Genomic DNA, 23820 nt, shown 5'->3' with positions numbered 1-23820 from the left:
AGCTCATAAAAATTCTAATCACACATTTCAAAACGGTCTCTTATTTAGAAGTGAATTTATTCAAAAATAAAAATGATTTTTTTGATTATCGTTCTGTATTTGTGCTATGTGTTTTAATCTCTTCAGCGGTCGCCCGAGCGGTTTTTCCCACGCCATAAATTGTGGCAGAAGCAAAGCCCGTCCAATTACCATAACCGACCAGCCAAAGATTTGGTTCTTTAATAGAACGTGTATTTTGGGTTTGAATTCGATTGTTCTCAATAATATGCAAGGATTCCAAATGTTGGATATTGGCCTTAAAACCCGTGCACCAGATTACGGCATCGAAAGTTTCTTTTTCTCCATTTGGCCAAATCACACCATTTTCATAAAACGAATCAAAGGGTCGTACTGCATTGTAAATATCCCTTTTCAAACCATCTTTCACACTATTGACCTGCACGATATCGCTCAATGAAATTTCTCTGTTGTAGGCTTCAGTTTCACCTTTAAAATAACTTGCATTGGCTTGTTGAAATAAATAACGCCCATCTATTTCTTTGGGTAAGAACTGCGGTGGGTTTTTTGTAACCCATTTTGTTTCGGCTACTTTAGAAACTTCCGATAGTATTTGAGCACCCGAATTGCCACCGCCCACTACAAGGACTTTTTTCCCTTCAAAATCCTTTGAATTACGATAGTCCACCGAGTGTAATTGTCCTCCCTGATAATCCTTACGATTTGGATAATTGGGTATAAAGGGGCTCTTGGCGGTCCCTGTAGCACTCACCAAAGTTTTGGTGTAAAAATCGCCTTGATTGGTTTTAATTTTAAAGCGGTCTTTTTCTTTTTCTACTCGGTGTACTTTGGTCTTCCTTTGGATAGGAAAATCATAACGTTCTTGGTAGGCTTTGAGGTAATCAATAAATTCATTTTTAGTAGGATATTCTTCCTTGCTTTTTGGCATCTGCCAACCCGACAAGGAACTATATTGGCTAGGTGAAAATAGTTTTAGACTATCCCAGGTTTCCAACCAAGCGCCTCCAGCTTCTTTATGATTATCTAAAATCAGATATTCTAACGAACTTCTTCTTAAAAAATAGGCAACGGACAAACCTGCTTGTCCGCCACCGATTATTATAACGTCATATACTTTCATTCGATTTTTTTACATTATTAAATTAAATAGGTAACCTGACATTATCATTCCTGTTCCAATGGTCACAAAGAATGCAATAATCAGTTTTTTCTTCATTACCTTTTTTAGCAAAAGAGCTTCTGGTAGTGACAACCCGATCGATGCCATCATAAACGCAATAGCGGTTCCAAGAGGAACACCTTTGTCAACAAGTGTTTCAATAACCGGCAATACGCCAACGGCATCAATATATAAAGGAATACCTAACAGAACGGATATTGGGACTGCCAATGGATTGTTTGCTGAAATATATTGTTCAAAAAACGATTGAGGAACATAACCGTGAATAAAGGAGCCTATTCCAATTCCGATAAAAATATATGGAATCAACTTTTTTAAGGTTTGAATAGCTTCTGTATGGATTGCCGGAAATCTCAAGGCCAAAGAACGCTTATCCTTAATTTGCTCCGAATTGTTTTTGTCTAGTTTTTTCAGCCAATCTGCCACATACTTTTCCATTTTTAATTTTTCCAGAACAATCCCTCCGATTACACCGAGCAAAATTCCTGAAATAATGTAGATTACAGTAACTTTCCATCCATAGGCTACCCAAAAAAGCACAATCGCAATTTCATTAACCAAAGGGGAGGTTATTAAAAAAGATAGAGCTATTCCCAATGGAATTCTTGCCTGCATCATTCCCACAAATAAAGGAATAGAAGAACACGAACAAAACGGGGTCACTGCTCCCAACGCGGAAGCTAAAAAATTACCAAAGCCCGATTTTTTATTCCGGTCCAAATAATCCCGGATTTTTTCCATGGGCAGGTAGCTTTGCAGAATTCCCATTATATAGGTCACCAACATGACTAAAACAGAAATCAAAATAAAGGTGGTAATGAAATAATGCAGGGCTGAAGCAAACAGCCCTGATTTGTCTAAATCTAAAAGTTGATAGATAATTAAATCTGCAAACTTTGAGAGCCAAGTTTCTAAAGTTTCCATCTTTAGGCCGTTTTAATGATTGCTAAGATATCATCGTCAGACTTTAGTTTTTTAAAGTCATAAATCTTGTCATTGACCACTAGGGAAGGGAAACTCATTGTACCGTAAGCCATCGTATCTTGCATATCAGATAGTTCTTCAATATGCAATTCAAGGTCATTGTCTTTTGCAATGTTTTCTAATTGCTTTTTGATTGGTGAGCCGTCTGAACAGCAAGAAGATTGTAAAATTTTAATTTCAGTACTCATAATAAGTGTTTTTTTAATTAAACGTTTACTATGAAGTCTGAAAAAGGCCTGAGAAGACACAAGTTTTACGAACTATTTTTTAATTAATTATGTATAAAACCATAACTCACTATGATTCAGTACTTTCGTTAAGTTCTTTTTCAACAGATTTTAGAGGGCTACAGTTATCTTTAATCGTACAGCCAATAAAATCCCCCTTCTTATCGTATTCGATTTGGCAACATTCCACAAATAGTTTTTGAAGTTTTTCGCGACCGCGTTGAATACGCATTTTTGTGGCAGAAAGTCCGAGGTTAAGTATGTCGGCTATTTCTTTTTGGGCTACATTTTCAATATTACTTAGCATCAAGGGGCGTGAATACTTTTGAGGAAGTAATTCTATCATCGGAATTACAAAATCAGTCGCTAATATTTTTGGAAGACTTTGACTTTTTATAGCGTCCTCTTTCCATTCCTCATCAAAGTTATACTCCAAATTATGTGTTTTGTAGTAATCGGCTATCGTGTGCCGGGTCACCTGAAACAGCCAAGCTTTGACATTATTAATTTCCCTTTCTTTTTTGTGAGATTCGACCAATTTAACCATTACTTCTTGCACGATATCCTCGGCAACAGTTATATCACCTGTCTTTTTAACAATATAGCCTTTAAGATAATCGTAAAACTCTTGTACGACCTCGTTAATGTTACAGCATTCTTTTTTCATTGAGTTGTGTTGTTTTAGCTCTACTACGTGTTTATGATTTCGTTGCGTGTTTAAGTATTAAAGTTTGCAAATAAATCACAGGTATAAAGTCTGCTTCCCTATATCTATCTGGATTGGTAAGCAGGCTTGAACTAGGCATTAATCATAGAACAGGATGTTGCCATTTTATATTTTATTTTGCCTCTTATAATGATGCTGTGTTATTTGGTTTAAATAGGTTTTTGTTTCAATGAGTTCAAAAGTCAATTCATTTGGTAATTCAGTAAATAAAGAAGCTCCACCACCCAATACAACCGGAATTGTGGTGAGTATCATTTCATCAATTAAGTCCTCTTTTAAGAAATTTCTTATCGTGGTTCCACCGTCAATGTAAAGTCTTTTAAATCCTTTTTCGTGAATTTGATCTAAAATCTCAGTCAAAGTTCCTTTAACCAAAAATGCTTTTCCTTGATGACTTTCAGGAATTTCTTGCAGTGTATTACTCAACACAAAAACTGGTTTGACATATGGCCAATCCACATCAAACCCAAGTACAGTTTCAAATGTTGTTCGGCCCATAACCAAAGCGTCTATTCTGCTGGTGAAATCCACATATCCCATATCGTCATTATCGGGATTTGGAATGGAATGCAACCAATCAATTCCGCCCTTTTTGTCCGCAATATAGCCGTCTATACTTGTTGCGATAAATACGCTATTTTTTATATTCATTGTTTTTTTGTTTTTAGAGTTTCAGCTTTGTCATAATATTTTTTCTTTAACCAAAAGGAAACGCGGACTAAAAAGATGAGCACCGGGACTTCAACTAATGGCCCCACTACTCCTGCAAACGCCTGCCCTGAATTCAGTCCGAAAACGGCAATCGCTACGGCAATCGCCAATTCAAAGTTATTTCCTGCTGCGGTAAATGAAACGGCTGCATTTTCCTTATACGATGCGCCCATTGCTTTGGTAAAGAAGAAACTGATAATGAACATTGCACTGAAATAAATAATCAATGGAACAGCGATGATTAGAACATCCATCGGAATTTCAACAATTAATTCGCCTTTAAGCGAAAACATAATGACAATGGTAAATAATAGCGCAATTAGCGTTAAGGGTGAAATGGCCGGAATAAATTTATTGGTGTACCAATCTTCTCCTTTTAGCCTTACCAAAATTACCCGACTTAAAATTCCCATTAAAAACGGAAGACCTAAATAAATAGCTACACTCTCTGCCACCGTTCCAATTGAGATATCTATCCCGATAGCTATCGGGACTCCTTCAAACCCAAAATACGGAGGAAGAACGGTGATAAAAATCCAGGCGTAGAAGCTATAGGCAAATACCTGAAAAATACTGTTTAATGCCACCAAACCTGCTCCGTATTCGCTATCGCCTTCGGCCAGATCGTTCCAAACCAACACCATCGCGATACAACGCGCTAATCCGATTAAAATAACGCCTACCATATATTCCGGATAATCCTGCAAAAAAGTAATTGCCAAAATAAACATTAAAACGGGAGCTATTATCCAGTTTAAAATGAGCGAAATAGAAAGGATTTTTGTGTTTTTGAAAACTTTAGGCAAGAGTGCGTAATTCACTTTTGCCAGTGGTGGATACATCATTAAAATCAAACCAATTGCAATCGGAATGTTGGTTGTTCCGCTACTAAACGAATTGATTATATTGGGAAAAGATGGGAAAAAATATCCTATACCTACGCCTAAAAGCATAGCGATGAATATCCATAACGTGAGATAAGAGTTGAGAAAACTTAGCTTTTTAGAAGCCATATTATGATGATTTTATTTGAGAGAAAATGTAAAGTAGTTCGGTGGCAATTTGCAGACTTCTTTCCTGATATTTTGTAGCCTGTTGTGGCGTATTATCGAATACTTTTGGATCTTCATAAGTGATTGGAATCCGCTTTTCGGCACCGGGAACAAAGGGACAAGCTTCATTTGCGGCATCGCAAGTCATCACGGCTGCAAATTCTGATTTTGGATTGAAGTCAGCGTCCAAGGTCTTTGAAAATCCAATAATTGGATGCGCATTTTCAGCATATTTAATACTATACACAGGATTTTCGTTATTGGAAATCCTGTGTATCTGAAAACCTGAATTTTTCAAAGTGTCCACAACCATCGGAAAAAGGGCTGTACTTTCTGTGCCACCGGAATAGCAAAACACGTTTCTAATCTGAAAATAACTGGCCATTGTTTGCGCCCAAACTTGCGACAAATGACTTCTTCGCGAATTGTGGGTGCAGATAAAGTTGATATTAACTGCTTGATTCTTTGAAACTTTTTGCTGAATAAAATCCGTTAAGGGCTTTAAAACAGCTTTACGTTCCTCCGAAATCATTGCTGGCTTTAAGTTTTGAATACTTTTTTCAATTTCTGAGAAGATCTTTACTTGTTTTGATTTCATTTCTCTGAGGTTCTTATTTAGCAGCAACCGCCACCTGGGGTACAAGCAGATCCATCTTGTGTTTCAATTGCAGTTAATTGTGGTTTTAGTTTTTCTTCTGGAGCCTGATTGCTATCGAGGCCACATTGCTCTTTTGCCAAACAATCGGTCTCTTTATTGGTTAGAAGAAAGTGCTGCCCGTCAAAGTCCAATCCGAATTTTCCAATAGTATTTCCTTGGTATTCCACTTCAATTTCTAAATCGCCAATGCCCAAGGTTTTTTCTGAAAGTTCAATGATATGTAGTAATTTCTCTGGATGTAAGCGGTGATCGTAATCATCGGCATTCCAAAGCTGAAAATTCACGACTTCTTCCTGGCGAACTGTGCCTCCGCAGTCTATAAAGTGCTTGGTGATTTTGCCAACTTCTGTGACGTGAAAGTGGTTAGGAACCAATTCGCCATTGGGTAATTGAAAAGCGATATTGTCCAGTTGATTTAATTTGTTTTTAACTTCTGATAGTTTCATATCTATATTTATTTATTGCGATTATACGATTGATTAGTTAAAATTTTTTTAGCAGCAGTCTGCTTTAGGAATGTCTTGGTCTAAGAATTGGTGCATCATTTTTTTCATTTTAGCCCAGTTTTCGGGGTCTATGCAGTAGCAAACTTTAACACCTTCCACGGCTCCTTGAATAAGTCCTACTGATTTCAATTCTTTTAAATGCTGGGAAATGGTAGGTTGAGCGAGTCCAATTTCCTCAGATAAATCGCCGCAATAGCAAGCGTCTATTTCAAATAACCTTTGAAGAATAGCCACTCTCGCCGGATGTCCGAAGACTTTAGCGAATAAAGCGATGTCGTTTTGTTGTTCTGTGTACATAATTGTAATCTATTAATTACTTCATTGCAATATTACGATGAACGATTGAGATAGGAAAATATTTCTTGAATATTTCCTAATTTCACCTTCTTTTACATAAGTATCAATGCATTCCAAATCGAGCTCAATGTAAATTCCATTTCTTCCAATTACCCATTCCAAACCAGATGGTCAGTATTATTTAGATTAATACTTGTTGAGGTGTAGAAGTTTGCTCTGTGTTGAGTAGCTTTCAAAGCGCTTTATGTTTTATCGTTATAGGTTTCTCCTTTGTTTAGTTTTAACACCTTTAAGCCTACTGCCATTAGTACGATAGATATCGGAAGAATGAGTAAATTCCAGTCTAAGTGATCGATGTTCACGAAAACCACTTCTAGAAATTTTACAAATAGTATAATAACAATCACTTCGCCCAATACATTTTTTAAATGACCTATGTTTGGTGTCTGAATCCAATTGAGCACCCCATTATTTTTAGTGCTTGTTTTATTGGAAATAAACAGTGTAAAGATGCCATGTGCAAAAATAAAAAGTATTAATGCAATCAAGAATGTGTCTAAAGATTTAATAAGGTAGGTTATACCAATATCTACTGTATGCAGGTGTTCTTTTCCTTTTGGAATATAACCTAAAAAGAAAACTCTAAATGCATTAAGTGTTTTTAAAGCGCCTACAATAAACAGTAATAATGAACCTAAAAGAGAAAATAAAATGGCAATCCAACTGATATACCTAAAGGCGTAAAATGGTTTTTTCATAGAAAATAAGGATTAATTTGAATTCACTAGTTTGTATTTTAAAGACGAAAACCCCGAAAAATTCGGGGTTTTCATTATACACTTAATTAATAAGGTTTACCTTAAAAGAATCCCATCGGCTTTTTGTCGTAAGAGATCAACATGTTTTTTACAACACGGTAATGATCTAAAGCCATTTTATGGTTTTCACGACCAAATCCAGATTCTTTAACACCACCAAATGGAGCGTGAGCAGGGTAGGTGTTGTATTGGTTCACCCAAACTCTACCGGCTTGAATAGCACGAGGCACTTGGAATAATTCGTGAGCGTCACGAGACCAAACTCCTGCACCTAAACCGTAAGGTGTATCGTTAGCGATTGCAATAGCTTCTTCAGTAGAACTGAATGTTGTTAAAGCTACCACCGGGCCAAAAATTTCTTCCTGGAAGACACGCATATTATTCTTTCCTTTTAATACGGTAGGTTGTACGTAGTATCCTTCAGAAAGTTCACCTTCGTAGTTTCCAGCGTCACCACCAGCTAATACTTCAGCACCTTCTTCTTTACCAATATTAATATAGTTAAGGATTTTTTCGAATTGTGGTTTAGAGACTTGAGATCCAATCATCGTTTCAGGATCTAATGGGTTTCCTGTTTTGACTTCTTTTAGACGCTCTTTCATCTTTTCAATAAAACCATCAGCGATATCTTCGTGAACTAGGATACGTGTTGGCGCTGTACAAATTTCACCTTGATTAAGCGCAAACATTAACGCGCCTTCGATAGCTTTGCTATAGAATTCATCGTCTTGATCGGCTACTGATGGGAAGAAAATGTTTGGTGATTTTCCACCTAATTCCATTGTTACAGGAATAATGTTTTCTGCTGCGTTATGTAAAACTTTACGTCCAGTTTCCGTAGAACCTGTAAATGAAAGTTTTGCAATTCGCTTAGATGTTGCTAAAGCTGCACCTGCTTCTGCACCAAAACCAGTTACGATGTTTAAAACACCAGCTGGCAATACATCACCAATAAGTTCCATTAACGCCATAACGCTAGTCGGCGTTTGTTCAGCTGGTTTTACAACCGCTGTACATCCTGCTGCTAAAGCTGGAGCAATTTTCCAAGCTAACATTAACATTGGGAAGTTCCAAGGAATAATTTCACCAACAACGCCAACAGGTTCGTTTAATACGATGCTAACGGTGTCTTTATCGTGTTCTGAAATACTGCCTTCATCTGCGCGAATAACACCTGCGAAATAACGGAAGTGATCAATACAGTAAGGAATGTCTGCTGCACGAGCTTCACGAATAGGTTTTCCATTATCAATGGTTTCTAAAGTTGCCAAGTACTCGAAATTATCTTCCATTACTTGAGCAATCTTTAGTAACGCATTACTTCGTTCTGTTGCAGACGACGTGCTCCAAGATGGAAAGGCTTCGTGTGCTGCGTCTAAAGCAAGATCAATATCTTCTTGAGATGAACGTGCTGCTTTAGTAAATACTTTACCGTCTACTGGAGATACGTTGTCGAAATACTCACCTTTAACCGGTGCTAAGAATTTACCGCCAATAAAATTCCCGTATCTTTCTTTAAATACAGGTTTTGTTACATTTGCCATAATTATATTTTTTATTTTTTTAATTATTTAGATGTAATCTCTAAGAATTGCTTCTTATTAATTACACTGCAAATTTACGGCGGCTGTTCGCTTTTTAAGTTATTGATTTAGTTCAATGACTTATGAAAAACGTTCAATGTGTGTTTTGTGAAATAAAATTGACTCTTATAAACACTTAAATTACTGATTTTTAAGTGTTTATAAAATTAATAATTTCCTCTAAATATCTGTTGGACTAATTCCGAACTTATTTTTAAAGGCTATACTAAAGTTGGAAAGGTTGTTATAGCCAATATCTAAATAAATATCAGAGGCTTTTAATTCGCCACCTTGTAGTAACTCTTTCGCTTTTTTTAGGCGTTTGTCTTGTAGCCATTTTCCAGGAGGTTCATTATATTCATTTGTGAAATGACGTTTAAAAGTTGACAAACTCATATTGCAGAGAAAGGCAATTTCTTCTAACCTTAAGTTTGAATACACGTTGCTTTCTACTACATTTTTAAAAGGAGACACTTCTTTAACTATTAAGGAATGTAAGTAATATTCAAATTTATCACCATATTTTTTTAGTAGATACAGCATTATTTCTTCAAACTTTAAAAGCAATAAAGCGTCACTGTAATTATGATTAGTGTAAGTATCAGCAGACAAAGAGTTTAAAAATGCGGCGATATAAGCGTCGTTTTCTATGATGAAATAGGGCACTTCCTCTTGGTTAGGTTTTACGCTGTTTGTGTATTTGCTTAAAAATTCGGTGAGTTTTTTTTCTGAAAAAAAGAAAAGTTTACAGTAATAAATCGCTTCGGTATCTAATAATTCTGTCCATAACCAGTTTCCTTTTTTTAGCAATAAAGATTGATCTTTATGAACCGCTACAGATGTTCCAGCAAAATGTACCTGCTTCTTGCCAATTTGTAAGAAGCTAAACATATTCATACCTAAATTGACTTTACTTTTAACAACATCATTTGTCATTTTAAAATCATAAATGAACAAATCGGGATTGCTTTGCGCGTCATTAATGTAAATTTCAGGTATGTTTTCTATTGGCATCTCGATTGGTTTTTATTTCTGATATGCTTAAGCCAAATATACCGAAGTTTTGGTTTTTTCTGCTAAGAAAAGAATAAATAAATCTCAGCTCCTCCTTGTGCTGAATAGGAATTTTATTAGCGCAGTATTTTAATATACAGCCGATTTAGAAAAGAAATTCATAACTAAAACTCCGGCAATGATTAGAGAAATTCCGATTATTGCAGGGATATCCAAAGATTGTTTAAATATCACAACGGAAATTACTGCGGTTAGAACAATTCCTAAACCTCCCCAAATGGCATAGGCCACACCCAGGTTAATCGTTTTTAAGGCTTGTGAAAAGAAGTAAAAAGAAGCAATATAAGCCACGATTGTAATTGTGGTAGGTATTAATTTTGAAAACCCGTTCGATGCTTTTAAAAAACTAGAACCTACCACTTCAAATACAATTGCAAACGCCAAAAATAAATACTTCATTGTTCTTTTTTTGATGCAAAGAAATAACAAAAAAGTGACGGTTTTAATTATAATTGAAACTGTCACTTTTTCACGTTAGTCCTTTATCGTCCCGCGTAATTTAAACACCCATTAAGCATCTTGCATGGTGTCTGAAATAACTATTTCTCGCAATAAAACAGCCTGAGGGAGTTGCAACATTTGGGCCTCCTTTCAGAATAGGAACTAAAAGTGAGATTATATCGCTTACTTTATCTCCGAATTAAGAGTGATACAACTAGCTTTTATCAATTGGATTATTTCACAAACTCTATCGCACCAATCCGCTTTTACCATCCTTCCAGGAATAAATTATTTTATTTACCCAATTCTGAAACCTATTTGGCGATTGAAGATGAGTTCAATTGCATGTTTTTGCTACTGTCCTTTATATATGCTGAAGGATGATTGTGGCGGTAACTTCAAATATACTAATGGATTTAAAGATTGTAGTGACTGTAAATTACCACATTTAATATTAGGAATTAACCAAAATGTATACATTATCTACCAAAATGTTTAACTAACATGCACATTTTCTGTTGTTTATTTGTATCGTGATAATTTGTTAAAAGAAAAGCAATAATAATTAACAAAAAATAGAATTATTAGTACTAAAAATCAATTTGGAAAAAAAGGTTGGACTCCGGAAAGGTTAGGAGACTTAAGCGGAAAAACATATGTTATAACCGGAACCACCAGCGGTACAGGATTTGAAGCAGCACGTATATTGCTGTCGAAAGGCGCAAAAGTGGTGATGCTAAATCGTAACCTGAAAAAATCAGAAGGCACCACCGCAGTTTTGAAACAAGAGCTTGGTAATGACATAGATGTAACTGCTATTAAAATGGATTTAGCAGAGCAAGATTCTGTGAAAAAAGCCGCAAAAGAGGTCCTTAACTCTGTTACACAAATAGACGCACTACTTTGTAATGCAGCAATTGGTCAAACACCAAAACGTGGCTTAACAAAAGAAGGATGGGAAATGCAAATGGGGGTAAATTACTTCGGGCATTTTACCCTACAAGGTTTATTGTTTCCTCTGATTGAAAAATCAAAAGGTCGTATTGTATCGGTTGGAAGTATGGGGTATGACATGGGAATTAAAGCCATTAAGTTTGATGACTTAAATTGGGAAAAAGACTATACCCCAAATGATGCATACAGTCAAAGTAAATTGGCTCAAATCATGTCTATGTACGAATTAAATGAAAGGTTGAAAGCAGCCGAAAAAACAGATGTAAAAGCATACGCCTGCCATCCAGGTTCCTCAAGAACCTCATTAATGTCAACCAATGCAAGCTTTATAACGAAATTGATGTTTGGCATTATGAAATTAACGCCATTAACACAACCTGCCGAGAATGGTGCTTATCCTGAATTGATGTGTGCAACAGAGCCAAACCTTGATCAAAGTGGATTTTACGGTCCTACAGGAAGAAATAACTGGGTTGGTCCGGTTGGCCCTCAAGAAATTAAGCCACATGCCAAAGACAAAGCTGCGATGAAAAAATTGTGGGAGTTATCAGAGCAAGAAACCGGCGTTAAGTGGAATTTCTAATTATAAGATCAAGACAAAAAGAGATTATTAATACTTAAAAGTTGCAGTGTGATAGTATTATCAACTGATTCCATCACACTGCGACATAATATTAATTTTAATTTAGAAAATTATGAAAGATTTTAAAAATAAAGTAGTAGTTATTACCGGTGGAGCAACCGGAATTGGTAAAGCAATGGCCGATAAATTCGGAGCTGAAGGGGCAACAGTAATTCTTACTGCCAGAAGAGAAAACAGACTTCAAGAAGCGGTGCAGGATTTGAAGGAAAAAGGAGTAAAAGCCCGTTATAAGGTTTGTGATGTATCGAAACTTGAGGATGTTAAGGCATTAGCGGATTATGCATGGAAAGAATTTGGTCATGTAGATGTTTTGGTAAGCAATGCGGGGATTCCTGGTAGTCCAGGATCCATTGTAGATTTATCTGAAAATGATTTTAAACAAGTTTATGACGTCAATGTATTTGGCTTACTTAACTGTGTTTGGGCTTTTGGAAAACGAATGGTGGAGCAAAAAACACCTGCAATGATATTAGTTGTCAATTCTGAAACTGGTCTTTATACCGTAGGTCCATATATGAGTACTTATATGTCTTCAAAATTTGCTTCCAAAGCAATTGCCTTAAGCTTAAGACAAGAAATGCCAGAGCAGATTCAGGTCGGATGTATTTTCCCTGGCCTCGTTCAGTCGGAACTTGGAGGAAGTAAGGCTATGACACAGGCAGGTATGACAGGTGATGAATTTATTGATATCATTTGGCCACAAATTGAAAATGGCGACTTTTATATCGTTTCTCATCCTTGGGGAAAAGATTATTGTAAAGAAGAAGCAGAAGAAATCACAAAAGCCTTTGAAAAATATGCCCCACATTTTGAAGGTGATCAAAAATATGATTCAAGATGGCTTGCTAGCCAGATGTAATAGTATTAGTAATTCGGATGGAATAAAAAGGCAATAAACTATTTAAAAATATTTAATAAAATTAAGATGAAGGTAAAAAAAAATATGCTTCACAAAGATTTACAATCTTATTACCGCAGTATAAATGCATTACGTTTAATTTTTGAAAATAAATGGTTGTTAAAACCTTTCAATGCCATTACCGCATTGATAACCAATGGAAAAAATGTAAAAGACCTTGATTGCTCTGAAGTATATGTACTTAGTAGTGATGGTAAAACAAAAATTAGAGCTAGAATCTACAAACCTAAAAGTCAGCAAGAAAAATTACCAATCATGTTATACATTCATGGAGGAGGCTACATCTCTGGCACCCCTGAAATGGCTGCAGGTGAAATAAAAAAATTTATTCAGAAAAGACCTTGTGTAGTTATTTCTCCTGATTATCGATTAGCGCTCAAAGCACCATACCCAGCAGCATTCAACGATTGTTATGATACCATGTTGTGGGCAAAAAATAATGCAGACCAACTAGGTATTAACAACGATAAATTCATCATTGCTGGGCACAGTGCAGGTGGTGGACTCACTGCTGCGGTAACCCTAAAAGCAAGAGACACAAAAGACGTAAATATTGCGTTTCAAATGCCTATTTATCCAATGATAGATGATACTCAGCCAACTGATAAGTCTCGTGAAATCTATAATCTTACTTGGGATAATACTACAAATACATTTGGTTGGAAACAATATTTGAGAGGCATCAAAGCCCAAGGCAAGGAAGTACCCGCTTATGCTGCTCCTGCCAGAAATAAGGATTATTTAAACTTTCCGCCTACCATATCATTTGTCGGAACTCTTGAACCATTCTATAAAGAAACAGAACAATACATCAACGCATTGAAAAATGCTGATATTGACGTAAAATTTAAAATCTTCGAAGATTGCTTCCATGGGTTTGAAGCTGTAGCCAGTAAAACATCAATTGGTCAAGAAGGGCAGAAGTTTACATATGATAGTTATGCGGAGTTCTATGACAAGTATGTTTCCTTGTAAGGATTTAAACCCAATAATATGATATATCTTAATTCTATAAAAAAAATAAGCACACTGGCAATTTTATTTTTAACATTGTCCGCTTATTCTCAATCAAGAAACTGGACTACCGAAACCTCTAAAGACGGAAAATCAACGGTAAAGTATGAGTTGGTTAAGGAAAAGAAACGAACCCACTTCTTTTATATTGCAGAAACCACGGCTAAAATAACTTTAGATGAATTGGATGTCTATCTTTCAAATACAGCCAATCATAAAAACTATATTGAGGGCACAAGAGTAACAGAAGAATTTGAAAGAATATCAGATAACGAATGGCTGTCCTATTATTATTTTGATGCTCCTTGGCCTTTGTCCAATAGCGATTTGGTTATAAAATTTAACCGCACCAAACAAGGCAACAAACTTATATTTACCGCTACCGCTTTTTCTAGTGATTATAAGAAAACAAAAACCAAAAGAATGACCAATTATAAAGTGATTTATGAATTTGAAAAAATAGATGATACCACCACTAAAATCACTTACAATGCAGACTATATTCCCGCTGGTAGGATTCCTAAATTTTTGATAAAATATTGGTTTCCAGAAGGACCAGCAGGTATTGTAACCAACATAGGATTAAGAAAATAATTATTATTAATTGACAAGACATACTACATAAAGTGCTGTAAACCTACATAAGAATGAATGCATCTCTATTCATTCTTACCAAAGAAAAATAATAATTTAAATACACACAAAAAATGACAAATAGTAAAAAAATAGATTACAAACTCGAACACTTCTACCCGGACTTTGACCGACAAAAATTCTTTGATTTATTAACCGATTATAAGGCTTGGACTAATTCTGAGCTCTTACCTGATATACAAATAATAAAGCCCGGAAAAGATTATCCTCTGGGACTAGGGGCTGTACGGTTGGTATTAAGCGAAGAAATGAGAATCGAAGAAGAGATTGTTGGTTTTAGATCGCCAGAGTATTTCAGTTATGCGTCTCGTAATGGTGTTATGCCTGTGAATGATTTTCTTGGGAAAATATTTATTGAAGAAAAAGATGGTGGAGTGCTTATAAAATATGAAGGTAGCTTTAAACCTAAGAACACTGATACTGGTTCTTCTTTTACAGAAATATTTAAATCAGCTCAAAAATCCGCATTTGAAAATTTAGGTAAAACTTATAAGACTTATTATAAAATTTAAATAAAAAAGAAATTATGAATTATAGAACATTAGGAAAATCAGGGTTAAAAGTAAGTCCACTTTGTCTGGGAACCATGACATTTGGAGAAGATTGGGGCATCGGTTCCAGTCCACAAGAAGCTGAAAAAATATTGAATCATTATATGGAAGCCGGAGGCAATTTTTTGGATTCTGCCAATGTATATAATAATGGTCATTCAGAAAAAATAATAGGCGATTTGGTGGGAAAACATTCCTCGAAGCGCAGCGAAATGGTCATTGGAACTAAATTTTCTTCCAACGGACACGCAGGAAACCCAAATGGTGGCGGAACTGGTACAAAATCAATGTTGGAAAACTTGCATCAGTCTTTACGTAGGTTACAAACAGATTATCTTGATATTTATTGGGTGCACGCCTGGGATTGGCACACTCCCTATGAAGAAGTAATGCGTTCGTTGGAAAATGTGGTGGCAAGTGGAAAAGTTCGTTACTTGGGTATCAGTAATACACCAGCATGGAAGATTGCACAATCGCAAATGTATGCACATCTAAAAGGTTGGTCTCCTTTTGTGGGACTTCAAATCGAATATTCTTTGTTAGAACGTTCTGTGGAAGATGAGTTAGTACCGATGGCTTTAGAAATGGGCTTGGGGATTACTGCTTATTCGCCTTTATCTGGTGGCTTATTAAGCGGAAAATACAATCGTGAAAATCAAGGTAAAGATCAAAAAGGAAGAATTGCTGCAATGGGCGATGTAAACCTAAGCGAAAAACAGCTTCAAATTCTTGATCAGCTAAAGGAAATTTCTGAAAATCATAACACAACTATTGCAGCAACTGCCATAGCTTGGCTAATAAGTAAACCTGGCATAAGTGCCCCCATTATCGGAGCTAGAAAATTGGAACACCTCAAAGGTAATCTGGAGGCACTGAAAATAAAACTTAGTGCGGATGAAATAACTTCGCTCGATGCACTAACTGTACCACAACCCACATTTATCACCAAACATAGTGGTGCTACACAATCTTTTGTTCACGGAGGTATTGAAATCAATGGTGTAAAACCCGATGCTTTACCTGCTCATATGCAAATGCAGTATAATAATTATTAATATTTTTGGTAAATAAAATCTTTAAAAGCATCAGATATGGACATATTAAAAACAGCAACAGATTGGGCAAAAGCAGAACTTGTTTCAACCCCATTTTTCATCCTATTCGGAGTCATATTTATGGCAGCGAGTTTAGGATTTTGGCAATTAGGTAAAACGGAAATAGCCAAAGCTTACATCATCCCTACATTAGTAGCAGGTTCATTACTTATTATCATTGGGCTTGGGTTATTTTTCACCAATAAAGCTAGAGTTACACAATTTGAAACAGCTTACAATACAGATGCTTCAGCTTTTGTAGCATCGGAACTTGAACGTACCGAAGCGACTCTAAAAGAATACAAAAACGTTGTTTTCACAGCTGTTCCCTTAATCATAATAGCTTGTGCACTAGGTATTATGTTTCTAAACACACCTATATGGAGGGCTAGTTTTATTACAGCTATTGCCATGTTGGTGGTCATATTGTTAATAGACGGCACAGCATCAGCCAGAGTAGATGCATATAACAAGCAATTGTTGTCTGTAGAAAAAAAATAAGGGGAAAGATGAAATTCGAAAATCAATTTGGTGCTAAACCAACAAAAGAAGATCAACTTCGATATGCGCAATCGGAAAATTGGAAAAATGGTAAGTTTCAAAATTTTAAACCTACCAAGGTACTTGAAAATTTTTGGGACATTGGTCCAATTCTCTACCAACAACTAACCAATAGAGAAAAACGAGAGCCAAAAGCTCCACTCCCAATCATTCCATTCAATAAAGAATCATTTTTAGCACCTAGCGAAGAAACAAAGATTATTTGGTATGGCCATTCTGTAGTACTAATGAATATGATGGGGAAAACTATTTTAATAGACCCAATGCTAGGGTCTAATGCTGCCCCTATTTCACCCAAACCTGTTAAACGGTTTTCGGATAATAGCCTAGAGTTGATTGATGATTTTCCTGATCTAGATATTGTTCTCATGAGCCATGACCATTATGACCATTTAGATTATGATAGTATTCAAAAATTAATACCTAAAACAAAACAGTTTTTTGTTGCATTAGGTGTAAAAAGGCATTTAGTAAAGTGGGGAGTATCAGAAGATAAAATACAAGAATTTGATTGGTGGGATAGTCAAAATATTGAAGGTATTGATATCACATTCACTCCCACCCAGCATATGTCTGGTAGAGGACTAACTGATCGTTGCAAATCACTTTGGGGTGGATGGGTATTCAAATCAAGAAAAGATAATATTTGGTTTAGTGGCGATGGAGGATATGGCACACATTTCAAAGAGATTGGAGAAAAATTAGGGCCTTTCGATTTCGCTTTCATGGAATGCGGGCAATACAATGAAAAATGGCCAGCTATTCATTCCCTTCCTTTTCAAAGTATTCAGGCCTTGAAAGATGCGAAAGCAAATAAGGGAATGCCAGTTCATTGGGCAGGGTTCTCATTAGCCATGCATTCCTGGACAGAACCTGCAAAGGAATTCACTAAATTTGCGAAAGAAGAAAATTTAGAAATTTCTTTACCAAAACTCGGTCAACTTTTTACGATTGAAGAAGACTTATCCGATAATAAGTGGTGGATATAAACCTTCTTAATTTAAAACCCTTAACAAATATTTGAAATACAAAAACTAGAAAAATCGAACATGCAACATTTTAAAACATTATCATCTTATCTAGATTATTTAGAACTACCTAGACCAGAGCATCCTATGTTGAGTGTTTTCAACTCAAAAGGCGAAGGTTATCTACCTTGTCCGAGAGAAAGTTCGCCACCTATTACCAACGATTGCTATTCCATTAGCTTAAAGAAGTTTGTAAAAGGTGACTTAAACTACGGACGAACAAAATATGATTTTACTAATGGAGCTCTAATTTTCATAGCACCAAAACAATTATTACAATGGGATAACAGCGTAGTTTTTGAACAAAAAGGCTTTTCAATAAATTTCCACGAAGATTTTTTGAAAGGTACAGAATTAGCCCAACAAATAAAGAAATATGGTTTCTTTTCCTATTCAGTAAATGAAGCATTGCACCTTTCACCAAAGGAAGAAAAGCAAATAGAATCGATAGTTGAAAATATTGAAATAGAATATCATAACAACCAAGATGAGTTTAGCAAAGAAATTATCATTTCTCAATTAAGTACGCTTTTTAAGTATGCCAATAGATTTTATGAAAGACAGTTTTTGAATAGAAAAGAATTATCAAATAACTTGTTGGAGCGATTTAATCTACAATTGTCTGAATATTTTGAATTAGGACTACTACAAGAAAAGGGTATTCCAAACATAGAACAAATAGCCAATAAAATGTCAGTTTCTCAACGCTATTTAAGTGATACACTTAAAAAAGAAACAGGAAAAACGACTACCGAACATTTGCAATTGTATTTAATTGACGAAGCAAAAAGCATTCTTTTGGAGCCTCATAAAAGCGTTTCGGAAGTAGCTTATGAATTAGGTTTTGAATATCCACAATATTTCTCGCGCTTGTTTAAAAAGAAGGTTGGAATAAGTCCAAAAGAGTATATTGAGAATGCAGCATTGAATTAAGCTTTTTCAGTTAATTACAAATCTAAAAAGAATGAAATTTTTACCCTACATAATTTTAGCTTTCAAAAAACTGGAACCTACCACTTCAAATACAATTGCCAGCGCCAAAAATAAATACTTCATTATTCTTTTTTTTGATGTAAAGAAAAGAAATAATATAACATATGATATCCAACATTAATTGCTAAGACAGCAAAAAGTCTTTCAATAAGTTCACTTTCTCGAGTAAAAACAAATAGGGATACTTAAAATCAAGTTCAAGTATCCGGTTAATTTGTGATGTTTTTTCAATTCAGATTTGACGAGTTTGCAAAGATGTACTAAGCTCTCGGAAAGCCTATATTAGCAATGTTTTATATACATTGTACTTGGTTTTTTTCTATAATTGCTCCACTAGTTTCCTGGCAGTAACAGTGTCATATATAATTTTTAGTTTACTAATCTTGCTTTGATTATCGAATTCAATAATGTCTACGACATCAAATTCCACTTTTTTATTGTTCTTTAAAGTCCAATTAAAGGTAAAATAAAGGGCTAAAGTGTTTGAGTCATTTTCTTCAAAAATTCCTTTTAAAGTCAGTTCAGAATTTGAAGTGTCGCTATTCAATTCCGGATAAAATTCATCTGCTTTTTTTATTCCGTATAGCGGTGAATCAACTATTCCATTTTGATTGAATAATGCAACTATTTGTTCAACATTTCCGTTTCCAAGGTGCGTTATATATTGCCTTGCTACTTCTTTTTTATTCATCATTTTATCCATTTTTTAATTTTCAGAGTTCGTTTCTTAGCTTAGGTATGCTTCAACAGTAACTCCATATTTTTCGACTTTAATTTTGTCGTTTTTTTTGTATTTCCAATGATTCTTTTGCCCATCTAATAAACGCATCAGCATCTTCTACTATGTGAGCTGGAACGTTATAAAATGAAAGTACTGTTGCATTATTTTTAAAAGGCTTTAATGGAACCGAACCAGATTCAATAAACTTAGCCTTATTGGTTTCATCTACTTTTAGATAAACAACATCATTGGCGATCATAGAAAAAGCTAGATCATCCTGATAAAGTGCAGCACCGCCAAACATCCTCTTTACTTGTACATTGCCCCAACCCGATAGTTGGTCGAGAACAAACTGTGTAAAATCATTTGAAACAGCCATTTCTATTTGTTTTTTGCATAAAGTTTTGACGCTATCCAAGCTCCAATAATCATCTCAGCCCAAGCGATAGGAAATATAATAGCAGCTGTACTCCACGCTCCCAAACCTGTATTTACATTGGCAATCCAAAAAACACCAATTGTGGCTAAAGCTGTCGTTGTACCTGAAATAATTATTGACTTTAAGTTATTCCCAAATGCAACTGAACAAAGCCAAAATATAAATACTAAAACTGCAGACAGCAAAGTATCCCATAACCCCCATATCAAGGCATTACTCAATTCCATAGCGCCAATTGGGATTCTGCCCGCAAAGAATTCTTCCATCAACGGGAAGGCAACAAAAATGGCTCTTGCTATTTCAGCAATATGTATCCAAATGCTTGTTATTAAAGTGATAATAACAAATTGTTTCAAATTAAAAACGTTATTTCCCATTGTAATTCTATCTTTAAATTTAATGCAAAGATGGATCAAATGGAAAAAAATAATCGTTGATATTTGCTAAGAAATAGATTTAATTGCACTTAATAATGAGCTTGGTGTGGTTTTGTGAACTTTCACCTCTGAACAATCATTAAAGCATTTAAATGCTTCTAGCTCTTTTGTAAAAGCAGCTTTAAAAGCCTCATTAAAAGAAAAATTTTCTTCAAAAAATAAATGATTGATATGAAGTGTTGCCGTCTTTTTATCGACCTTGCAATCCATTCTGGCCACTAATTTACCATCCCAGAGAATGGGTAATGAAAAGTAGCCGTATTTACGTTTTGCTGCGGGAGTATAACATTCAATTTTGTATTCAAAATTAAACAAGTGCTGCATACGTTTACGCTGAATCAATAAATTATCAAAAGGAGATAGAATTTTTAATTGACGATTAATAGGCTTGCTCAACAAGTCCAAAGTATCAGGAAAGGCATAATAGATTTGTCCGTTAACATTTACTTCAAGTAATTCATTGTTTGCATACATTTTCTTTAATTCTGAAGTAACACGTTTTTTGGTGTTTTTAAGTAAATAGGCGATTTCACTTGCTTGACCAATACCATTAGCGCTTAGATAGCTTCTGATTAAAAACCGGATATATTCTTGCTGAGTAGGGCATTTAGTATCAATGTTTTCTGGTAAAACGCGTTCCGTAAGGTCATATACTTTATGAAAATTCTTACGACTCGAAATCATCAAATCTCCTTGCATAAACAAATTTTCTAATGCTTGTTTTGCAGGTTTACTTTCCCATTCTCTAACTTTAGCCGTATGTGCAAAATCCTTTGCCATTAAAGGACCTTCGTTTTCTATGCGTTTTAGTATGGTATCCATTAGTTTAACATCTTTCTGATACCAATGGCTTTGTTCGTTTTTTAGAATAGCTACTTTACGGGGAAGCGAATACCTATAATCGCGCATGGGTAGATATGCAGCAGCATGCGACCAATATTCAAAAATCTGTTTAGATTTAATTAATGCATCAATATGAGACAGTTCGTATTCAGGATTTCTATTCCATAACGTATGATGATGGGCACGTTGAATAACAGCAATGGTATCTATTTGCACATAGCCAAGATGCTCAATACTAACCAACGTCTTATTTATCGCAGTTCCGTTGACTATATTAGGCAAAACACGTTGAGAAAGCAGTATTAGCTTTTGTGCTTCAATTGGGGAAAGTATTTCTTTCATATTGCATCACGTATTTCTTTTCGAATACGACTTAAATGTTCCGCTGAAACACCAATAAAAGATACAATTTGATGTTGCGGAACTCTCGAAATAATTTGTTTGTTATTTTTTAGAAGGTCTAAATATCTTTCCTTTGGCGTTTTTATGATCAAAGATTGCCGTTGTTCTTCTACTTTTATAAAATTTGTTTTAAACAATTGAAAAGTCATTCTGTGAAAACCAATAATTTCTGAATTCAAAAACTCTAGAGCCTCCATTGTCATCTCTATTGTTTTAATAGGACTTAGCGCTTTTATAGTTATTTGAGAAGGTTTATTTTGTAAATAATTCGCGTAATCGTAACTATGATCATTTTCAAAATAAAAATTGGTAGTAAATTCTTTTCCATCTTTAATATAAAACCCCCTTGCACAACCTTTTAGAATTATCTTAACAACATTAGATGTATCTCCTTTTTCTAACAAGAAATCGTTTTTTGCATAGTCAACCCTCTCAAAACCAGAAACAAATAGTTCTGCATCTTCTACAAGCATTCCCAATGATTTAACAAGATGCTTTACGTAATTATGCATTGTAATATGTGGTTTTTTTGATGAAAGATTCGGGTCTCGTATATGAGCATAGCGGATTTGATCTGCTAACAATACAGAAAGCAAGATACTTAATTAAAAACAAAAAGGGTTTAGGTTAGTGCCTAAAACCTTTTTGTATATACGGTGTCAGCAACTGCTATTTCCTATTCAATTTGTAAATCTATTTCAAATAAACAAGCGGGTGCATTTTGGTAATGTTCGGGTAAGGTATCTGTGTTTTTTAAATCGAACATTCCTAAAAAATTAAATCCTGCGTTTTTGTAATGTTCAATTAATTTTACATTATTCCCCAAGGTATCTAATCGAACAAATTGCTTGCCGATTGATTTTGCGTAAGCTTTACTCCAGTCAACTATTTTCGAAACAAAATCACGCCCTCTAAAATTAGGGTTAGTGGCAATTCTATGAATGTAAATGGCGCTATCTTTATTTTTCTCTTCCCATATTTGTTCGTCCTGAAAAGCGATGGCCCAAATACACGTAATTTCGCCATCGATAATCAGTTTCCATTGTCTGTTTTCGTTAATTTCGGTTTCTACCAGCGATCTTTTAAAATCGGGCCAAACGACGACTTTCTTTTTTTTTTTTGATAATCTGATGCTATTTTATAAAGTCTGAATATCTCATCGATGTCGTTTATGGTGCAGTTTCTAATGTCCAATTTGTTTTTTATTTGAAGTGTTTATTTTTGATGCTTCCCAACCAATAATGGCCGTTTTTCGAGTCGTTCCCCACATATAACCACCAAATAGTCCTGTAGATTGAATAACGCGATGGCAAGGAATTAAAAAGGCGATAGGGTTTTTTCCGATTGCAGATCCCACTGCTCTTGAAGCATTTGGTTTTTGGATGGTTTTAGCAATAGTTCCGTAAGTGGCTAAATTTCCGGTCGGAATTTTTAAAAGGGCTTCCCAAACTTTTAGTTGAAAATCTGTGCCTTTTAAGTGCAGTTTAACGTCCTCAATTGCCGTTGCTTTTTTATTAAAAATTTTCAAGGCGTTTTCTTGAAAATCATCTTTATCTTCTTTTAGTTGAGCGTTTGGATATGCAGACTGTAAGTCGTTTAAAGCATCATTTTTTGTTTGGTCAAAAAAGGATAAATAGCAAACCCCTTTCGTGGTCGAAGCTATTATTAGGTTTCCAAAGTCGCTTGTGGCATAACTATAGTTTATCTTTAAATTTTTGCCACCATTTTTGTATTCTGCTGGCGACATTCCTTCAATTTTTACAAATAAGTCGTGCAGTCTGCTCGTGCTAGAAAAACCAGTTTCAAAAGCGGTATCAAATAGTGAGTTTTCCTTTTGAAGTTTGTTTTTAGCATATTGAAGACTGGTAAATTGAAGAAATTTTTTAGGCGTTGTTCCTGCCCAATCTGCAAAAAGCCTTTGAAAATGATATTTACTTAAATTTACCTTTTCAGCCAATTCATCAAGGTTTGGTTGCGTTTTAAAATTGTCTTTTATGAACTCTATTGCTTTGGCAATTCGGTAATAATTCTGCTGATTTTGTTCGTTCATTTTCTTTTAATAGTGGGAACAAATATCGGCACTATTTACAGTTTAAAAAATCTGTTTCTTGCTATATTATAAAATTAGAAGTTATTTTATTTACTTGTGATTAGCGCATTTGTATGTGGTTATTTGCGTGGTAAAGCATCTAATTTAGTAAACAAAAATTTATTAGAGAACAATCCAAAGGATCTTTCCAAATAAGCACTTGCCAAACCAATTATTGATGTAGGTTTTAACTATGAAAACG

General features: G+C 35.0%; 30 protein-coding genes. 10 read left to right on the top strand and 20 right to left on the bottom strand.

Annotated features, from left to right (window positions below):
- Window positions 1-85: 85 nt before the first annotated feature.
- The 13 genes from QPK98_RS13460 to QPK98_RS13400 all read right to left on the bottom strand — a co-directional run bounded on the left by QPK98_RS13460 (window position 86) and on the right by QPK98_RS13400 (window position 10234).
- The gene (locus tag QPK98_RS13460) at window positions 86-1138 is read right to left on the bottom strand and encodes an ArsO family NAD(P)H-dependent flavin-containing monooxygenase (protein WP_310993984.1); all 1053 of its coding nucleotides are present in this window, start codon (window positions 1136-1138) and stop codon (window positions 86-88) included.
- A gap of 9 nt (window positions 1139-1147) precedes the next feature.
- Window positions 1148-2122, bottom strand: coding sequence for a permease (locus QPK98_RS13455; protein WP_310993983.1), 975 nt, complete (start codon window positions 2120-2122; stop codon window positions 1148-1150).
- A gap of 2 nt (window positions 2123-2124) precedes the next feature.
- Window positions 2125-2370 (bottom strand): thioredoxin family protein, encoded by a 246-nt coding sequence (locus QPK98_RS13450; protein WP_310993982.1) that lies wholly within the window; start codon window positions 2368-2370, stop codon window positions 2125-2127.
- A 109-nt stretch (window positions 2371-2479) separates the two neighbouring features.
- Window positions 2480-3076 carry a sigma-70 family RNA polymerase sigma factor gene (locus QPK98_RS13445; RefSeq protein WP_310993981.1) on the bottom strand — a complete coding sequence of 199 codons (597 nt, stop codon included), beginning with the start codon at window positions 3074-3076 and terminating at the stop codon, window positions 2480-2482.
- Between the two features lie 165 nt (window positions 3077-3241).
- On the bottom strand, window positions 3242-3787 hold the full coding sequence (locus QPK98_RS13440; RefSeq protein ID WP_310993980.1) for a dihydrofolate reductase family protein: 546 nt from the start codon (window positions 3785-3787) through the stop codon (window positions 3242-3244).
- Window positions 3784-4860 carry an ACR3 family arsenite efflux transporter gene (gene arsB, locus QPK98_RS13435; protein ID WP_310993979.1) on the bottom strand — a complete coding sequence of 359 codons (1077 nt, stop codon included), beginning with the start codon at window positions 4858-4860 and terminating at the stop codon, window positions 3784-3786. Before arsB ends, QPK98_RS13440 begins: the two co-directional genes overlap by 4 nt.
- A 1-nt stretch (window position 4861) precedes the next feature.
- The gene (locus QPK98_RS13430) at window positions 4862-5497 is read right to left on the bottom strand and encodes an arsenate-mycothiol transferase ArsC (RefSeq protein ID WP_310993978.1); all 636 of its coding nucleotides are present in this window, start codon (window positions 5495-5497) and stop codon (window positions 4862-4864) included.
- A gap of 17 nt (window positions 5498-5514) precedes the next feature.
- The gene (locus QPK98_RS13425) at window positions 5515-6003 is read right to left on the bottom strand and encodes a DUF6428 family protein (RefSeq protein WP_310993977.1); all 489 of its coding nucleotides are present in this window, start codon (window positions 6001-6003) and stop codon (window positions 5515-5517) included.
- Between the two features lie 48 nt (window positions 6004-6051).
- Window positions 6052-6360, bottom strand: coding sequence for an ArsR/SmtB family transcription factor (locus QPK98_RS13420; protein ID WP_310993976.1), 309 nt, complete (start codon window positions 6358-6360; stop codon window positions 6052-6054).
- Between the two features lie 242 nt (window positions 6361-6602).
- On the bottom strand, window positions 6603-7118 hold the full coding sequence (locus QPK98_RS13415) for a YqhA family protein (RefSeq protein WP_310993975.1): 516 nt from the start codon (window positions 7116-7118) through the stop codon (window positions 6603-6605).
- Between the two features lie 101 nt (window positions 7119-7219).
- Window positions 7220-8722 (bottom strand): aldehyde dehydrogenase family protein, encoded by a 1503-nt coding sequence (locus QPK98_RS13410; protein WP_310993974.1) that lies wholly within the window; start codon window positions 8720-8722, stop codon window positions 7220-7222.
- 219 nt (window positions 8723-8941) lie between these two features.
- Entirely contained in the window at window positions 8942-9775 is an 834-nt protein-coding gene (locus QPK98_RS13405; protein ID WP_310993973.1) for a helix-turn-helix domain-containing protein, read from the bottom strand.
- 129 nt (window positions 9776-9904) lie between these two features.
- Window positions 9905-10234, bottom strand: a complete 330-nt coding sequence (locus QPK98_RS13400) for a DMT family transporter (RefSeq protein ID WP_310993972.1) — start codon at window positions 10232-10234, stop codon at window positions 9905-9907.
- Between the two features lie 373 nt (window positions 10235-10607).
- On the opposite strand from QPK98_RS13400, the gene QPK98_RS15690 reads away from it, so the two are divergent.
- The 10 genes from QPK98_RS15690 to QPK98_RS13355 all read left to right on the top strand — a co-directional run bounded on the left by QPK98_RS15690 (window position 10608) and on the right by QPK98_RS13355 (window position 18627).
- Window positions 10608-10775, top strand: coding sequence for a cysteine-rich small domain-containing protein (locus QPK98_RS15690; RefSeq protein WP_353963176.1), 168 nt, complete (start codon window positions 10608-10610; stop codon window positions 10773-10775).
- 81 nt (window positions 10776-10856) lie between these two features.
- Window positions 10857-11813, top strand: a complete 957-nt coding sequence (locus QPK98_RS13395) for an SDR family oxidoreductase (RefSeq protein ID WP_310994051.1) — start codon at window positions 10857-10859, stop codon at window positions 11811-11813.
- Window positions 11814-11925: 112 nt separating this feature from the next.
- Complete coding sequence (locus tag QPK98_RS13390) at window positions 11926-12732, top strand: SDR family NAD(P)-dependent oxidoreductase (RefSeq protein WP_310993971.1); 807 nt, start codon at window positions 11926-11928, stop codon at window positions 12730-12732.
- A 66-nt stretch (window positions 12733-12798) separates the two neighbouring features.
- A complete protein-coding gene (locus QPK98_RS13385; protein ID WP_310993970.1) occupies window positions 12799-13767 on the top strand; it encodes an alpha/beta hydrolase in 969 nt (322 codons plus the stop codon).
- Between the two features lie 18 nt (window positions 13768-13785).
- Window positions 13786-14400 carry an SRPBCC family protein gene (locus QPK98_RS13380; protein ID WP_310993969.1) on the top strand — a complete coding sequence of 205 codons (615 nt, stop codon included), beginning with the start codon at window positions 13786-13788 and terminating at the stop codon, window positions 14398-14400.
- A gap of 113 nt (window positions 14401-14513) precedes the next feature.
- Window positions 14514-14972, top strand: a complete 459-nt coding sequence (locus QPK98_RS13375; protein WP_310993968.1) for an SRPBCC family protein — start codon at window positions 14514-14516, stop codon at window positions 14970-14972.
- Window positions 14973-14986: 14 nt separating this feature from the next.
- Window positions 14987-16066: an aldo/keto reductase gene (locus QPK98_RS13370; protein ID WP_310993967.1), complete on the top strand. Its 1080-nt coding sequence runs from the start codon at window positions 14987-14989 to the stop codon at window positions 16064-16066.
- 36 nt (window positions 16067-16102) lie between these two features.
- A complete protein-coding gene (locus tag QPK98_RS13365; protein ID WP_310993966.1) occupies window positions 16103-16606 on the top strand; it encodes a hypothetical protein in 504 nt (167 codons plus the stop codon).
- 8 nt (window positions 16607-16614) lie between these two features.
- A complete protein-coding gene (locus QPK98_RS13360) occupies window positions 16615-17655 on the top strand; it encodes an MBL fold metallo-hydrolase (RefSeq protein WP_310993965.1) in 1041 nt (346 codons plus the stop codon).
- A gap of 60 nt (window positions 17656-17715) precedes the next feature.
- Window positions 17716-18627 carry a helix-turn-helix domain-containing protein gene (locus tag QPK98_RS13355; protein ID WP_310993964.1) on the top strand — a complete coding sequence of 304 codons (912 nt, stop codon included), beginning with the start codon at window positions 17716-17718 and terminating at the stop codon, window positions 18625-18627.
- A gap of 379 nt (window positions 18628-19006) precedes the next feature.
- Here the strand turns inward: QPK98_RS13355 and QPK98_RS13350 are convergent, their stop codons facing one another.
- The 7 genes from QPK98_RS13350 to QPK98_RS13320 all read right to left on the bottom strand — a co-directional run bounded on the left by QPK98_RS13350 (window position 19007) and on the right by QPK98_RS13320 (window position 23579).
- On the bottom strand, window positions 19007-19381 hold the full coding sequence (locus QPK98_RS13350; RefSeq protein WP_310993963.1) for a nuclear transport factor 2 family protein: 375 nt from the start codon (window positions 19379-19381) through the stop codon (window positions 19007-19009).
- Window positions 19382-19457: 76 nt separating this feature from the next.
- Window positions 19458-19787 (bottom strand): TfoX/Sxy family protein, encoded by a 330-nt coding sequence (locus QPK98_RS13345; protein ID WP_310993962.1) that lies wholly within the window; start codon window positions 19785-19787, stop codon window positions 19458-19460.
- A 2-nt stretch (window positions 19788-19789) separates the two neighbouring features.
- Complete coding sequence (locus QPK98_RS13340) at window positions 19790-20203, bottom strand: hypothetical protein (protein ID WP_310993961.1); 414 nt, start codon at window positions 20201-20203, stop codon at window positions 19790-19792.
- Between the two features lie 87 nt (window positions 20204-20290).
- Window positions 20291-21469, bottom strand: coding sequence for a winged helix-turn-helix domain-containing protein (locus tag QPK98_RS13335; RefSeq protein WP_310993960.1), 1179 nt, complete (start codon window positions 21467-21469; stop codon window positions 20291-20293).
- Window positions 21466-22002 carry a Crp/Fnr family transcriptional regulator gene (locus tag QPK98_RS13330; protein WP_310993959.1) on the bottom strand — a complete coding sequence of 179 codons (537 nt, stop codon included), beginning with the start codon at window positions 22000-22002 and terminating at the stop codon, window positions 21466-21468. The genes QPK98_RS13335 and QPK98_RS13330 overlap by 4 nt, the downstream gene beginning before the upstream one ends.
- A 203-nt stretch (window positions 22003-22205) precedes the next feature.
- Window positions 22206-22463 (bottom strand): GNAT family N-acetyltransferase, encoded by a 258-nt coding sequence (locus QPK98_RS13325; protein WP_310994050.1) that lies wholly within the window; start codon window positions 22461-22463, stop codon window positions 22206-22208.
- 249 nt (window positions 22464-22712) lie between these two features.
- On the bottom strand, window positions 22713-23579 hold the full coding sequence (locus QPK98_RS13320; protein ID WP_310993958.1) for a bifunctional helix-turn-helix domain-containing protein/methylated-DNA--[protein]-cysteine S-methyltransferase: 867 nt from the start codon (window positions 23577-23579) through the stop codon (window positions 22713-22715).
- Window positions 23580-23820 lie beyond the last annotated feature (241 nt).

The sequence above is a fragment of the Aequorivita marina genome (genome assembly GCF_031631895.2).
Taxonomy (GTDB): Bacteria; Bacteroidota; Bacteroidia; order Flavobacteriales; family Flavobacteriaceae; genus Aequorivita; species Aequorivita marina.
This window is presented reverse-complemented; position numbering and strand designations above follow the sequence as displayed.

Bases quoted from the DNA above. Each gene is read 5' to 3' on its own strand.
- QPK98_RS13460 (WP_310993984.1), bottom strand. From the start codon at position 1,138: ATGAAAGTATATGACGTTATAATAATCGGTGGCGGACAAGCAGGTTTG.
- QPK98_RS13455 (WP_310993983.1), bottom strand. From the start codon at position 2,122: ATGGAAACTTTAGAAACTTGGCTCTCAAAGTTTGCAGATTTAATTATC.
- QPK98_RS13450 (WP_310993982.1), bottom strand. From the start codon at position 2,370: ATGAGTACTGAAATTAAAATTTTACAATCTTCTTGCTGTTCAGACGGC.
- QPK98_RS13445 (WP_310993981.1), bottom strand. From the start codon at position 3,076: ATGAAAAAAGAATGCTGTAACATTAACGAGGTCGTACAAGAGTTTTAC.
- QPK98_RS13440 (WP_310993980.1), bottom strand. From the start codon at position 3,787: ATGAATATAAAAAATAGCGTATTTATCGCAACAAGTATAGACGGCTAT.
- arsB (WP_310993979.1), bottom strand. From the start codon at position 4,860: ATGGCTTCTAAAAAGCTAAGTTTTCTCAACTCTTATCTCACGTTATGG.
- QPK98_RS13430 (WP_310993978.1), bottom strand. From the start codon at position 5,497: ATGAAATCAAAACAAGTAAAGATCTTCTCAGAAATTGAAAAAAGTATT.
- QPK98_RS13425 (WP_310993977.1), bottom strand. From the start codon at position 6,003: ATGAAACTATCAGAAGTTAAAAACAAATTAAATCAACTGGACAATATC.
- QPK98_RS13420 (WP_310993976.1), bottom strand. From the start codon at position 6,360: ATGTACACAGAACAACAAAACGACATCGCTTTATTCGCTAAAGTCTTC.
- QPK98_RS13415 (WP_310993975.1), bottom strand. From the start codon at position 7,118: ATGAAAAAACCATTTTACGCCTTTAGGTATATCAGTTGGATTGCCATT.
- QPK98_RS13410 (WP_310993974.1), bottom strand. From the start codon at position 8,722: ATGGCAAATGTAACAAAACCTGTATTTAAAGAAAGATACGGGAATTTT.
- QPK98_RS13405 (WP_310993973.1), bottom strand. From the start codon at position 9,775: ATGCCAATAGAAAACATACCTGAAATTTACATTAATGACGCGCAAAGC.
- QPK98_RS13400 (WP_310993972.1), bottom strand. From the start codon at position 10,234: ATGAAGTATTTATTTTTGGCGTTTGCAATTGTATTTGAAGTGGTAGGT.
- QPK98_RS15690 (WP_353963176.1), top strand. From the start codon at position 10,608: ATGAGTTCAATTGCATGTTTTTGCTACTGTCCTTTATATATGCTGAAG.
- QPK98_RS13390 (WP_310993971.1), top strand. From the start codon at position 11,926: ATGAAAGATTTTAAAAATAAAGTAGTAGTTATTACCGGTGGAGCAACC.
- QPK98_RS13385 (WP_310993970.1), top strand. From the start codon at position 12,799: ATGAAGGTAAAAAAAAATATGCTTCACAAAGATTTACAATCTTATTAC.
- QPK98_RS13380 (WP_310993969.1), top strand. From the start codon at position 13,786: ATGATATATCTTAATTCTATAAAAAAAATAAGCACACTGGCAATTTTA.
- QPK98_RS13375 (WP_310993968.1), top strand. From the start codon at position 14,514: ATGACAAATAGTAAAAAAATAGATTACAAACTCGAACACTTCTACCCG.
- QPK98_RS13370 (WP_310993967.1), top strand. From the start codon at position 14,987: ATGAATTATAGAACATTAGGAAAATCAGGGTTAAAAGTAAGTCCACTT.
- QPK98_RS13365 (WP_310993966.1), top strand. From the start codon at position 16,103: ATGGACATATTAAAAACAGCAACAGATTGGGCAAAAGCAGAACTTGTT.
- QPK98_RS13360 (WP_310993965.1), top strand. From the start codon at position 16,615: ATGAAATTCGAAAATCAATTTGGTGCTAAACCAACAAAAGAAGATCAA.
- QPK98_RS13355 (WP_310993964.1), top strand. From the start codon at position 17,716: ATGCAACATTTTAAAACATTATCATCTTATCTAGATTATTTAGAACTA.
- QPK98_RS13350 (WP_310993963.1), bottom strand. From the start codon at position 19,381: ATGATGAATAAAAAAGAAGTAGCAAGGCAATATATAACGCACCTTGGA.
- QPK98_RS13345 (WP_310993962.1), bottom strand. From the start codon at position 19,787: ATGGCTGTTTCAAATGATTTTACACAGTTTGTTCTCGACCAACTATCG.
- QPK98_RS13335 (WP_310993960.1), bottom strand. From the start codon at position 21,469: ATGAAAGAAATACTTTCCCCAATTGAAGCACAAAAGCTAATACTGCTT.
- QPK98_RS13330 (WP_310993959.1), bottom strand. From the start codon at position 22,002: ATGCTTGTAGAAGATGCAGAACTATTTGTTTCTGGTTTTGAGAGGGTT.
- QPK98_RS13320 (WP_310993958.1), bottom strand. From the start codon at position 23,579: ATGAACGAACAAAATCAGCAGAATTATTACCGAATTGCCAAAGCAATA.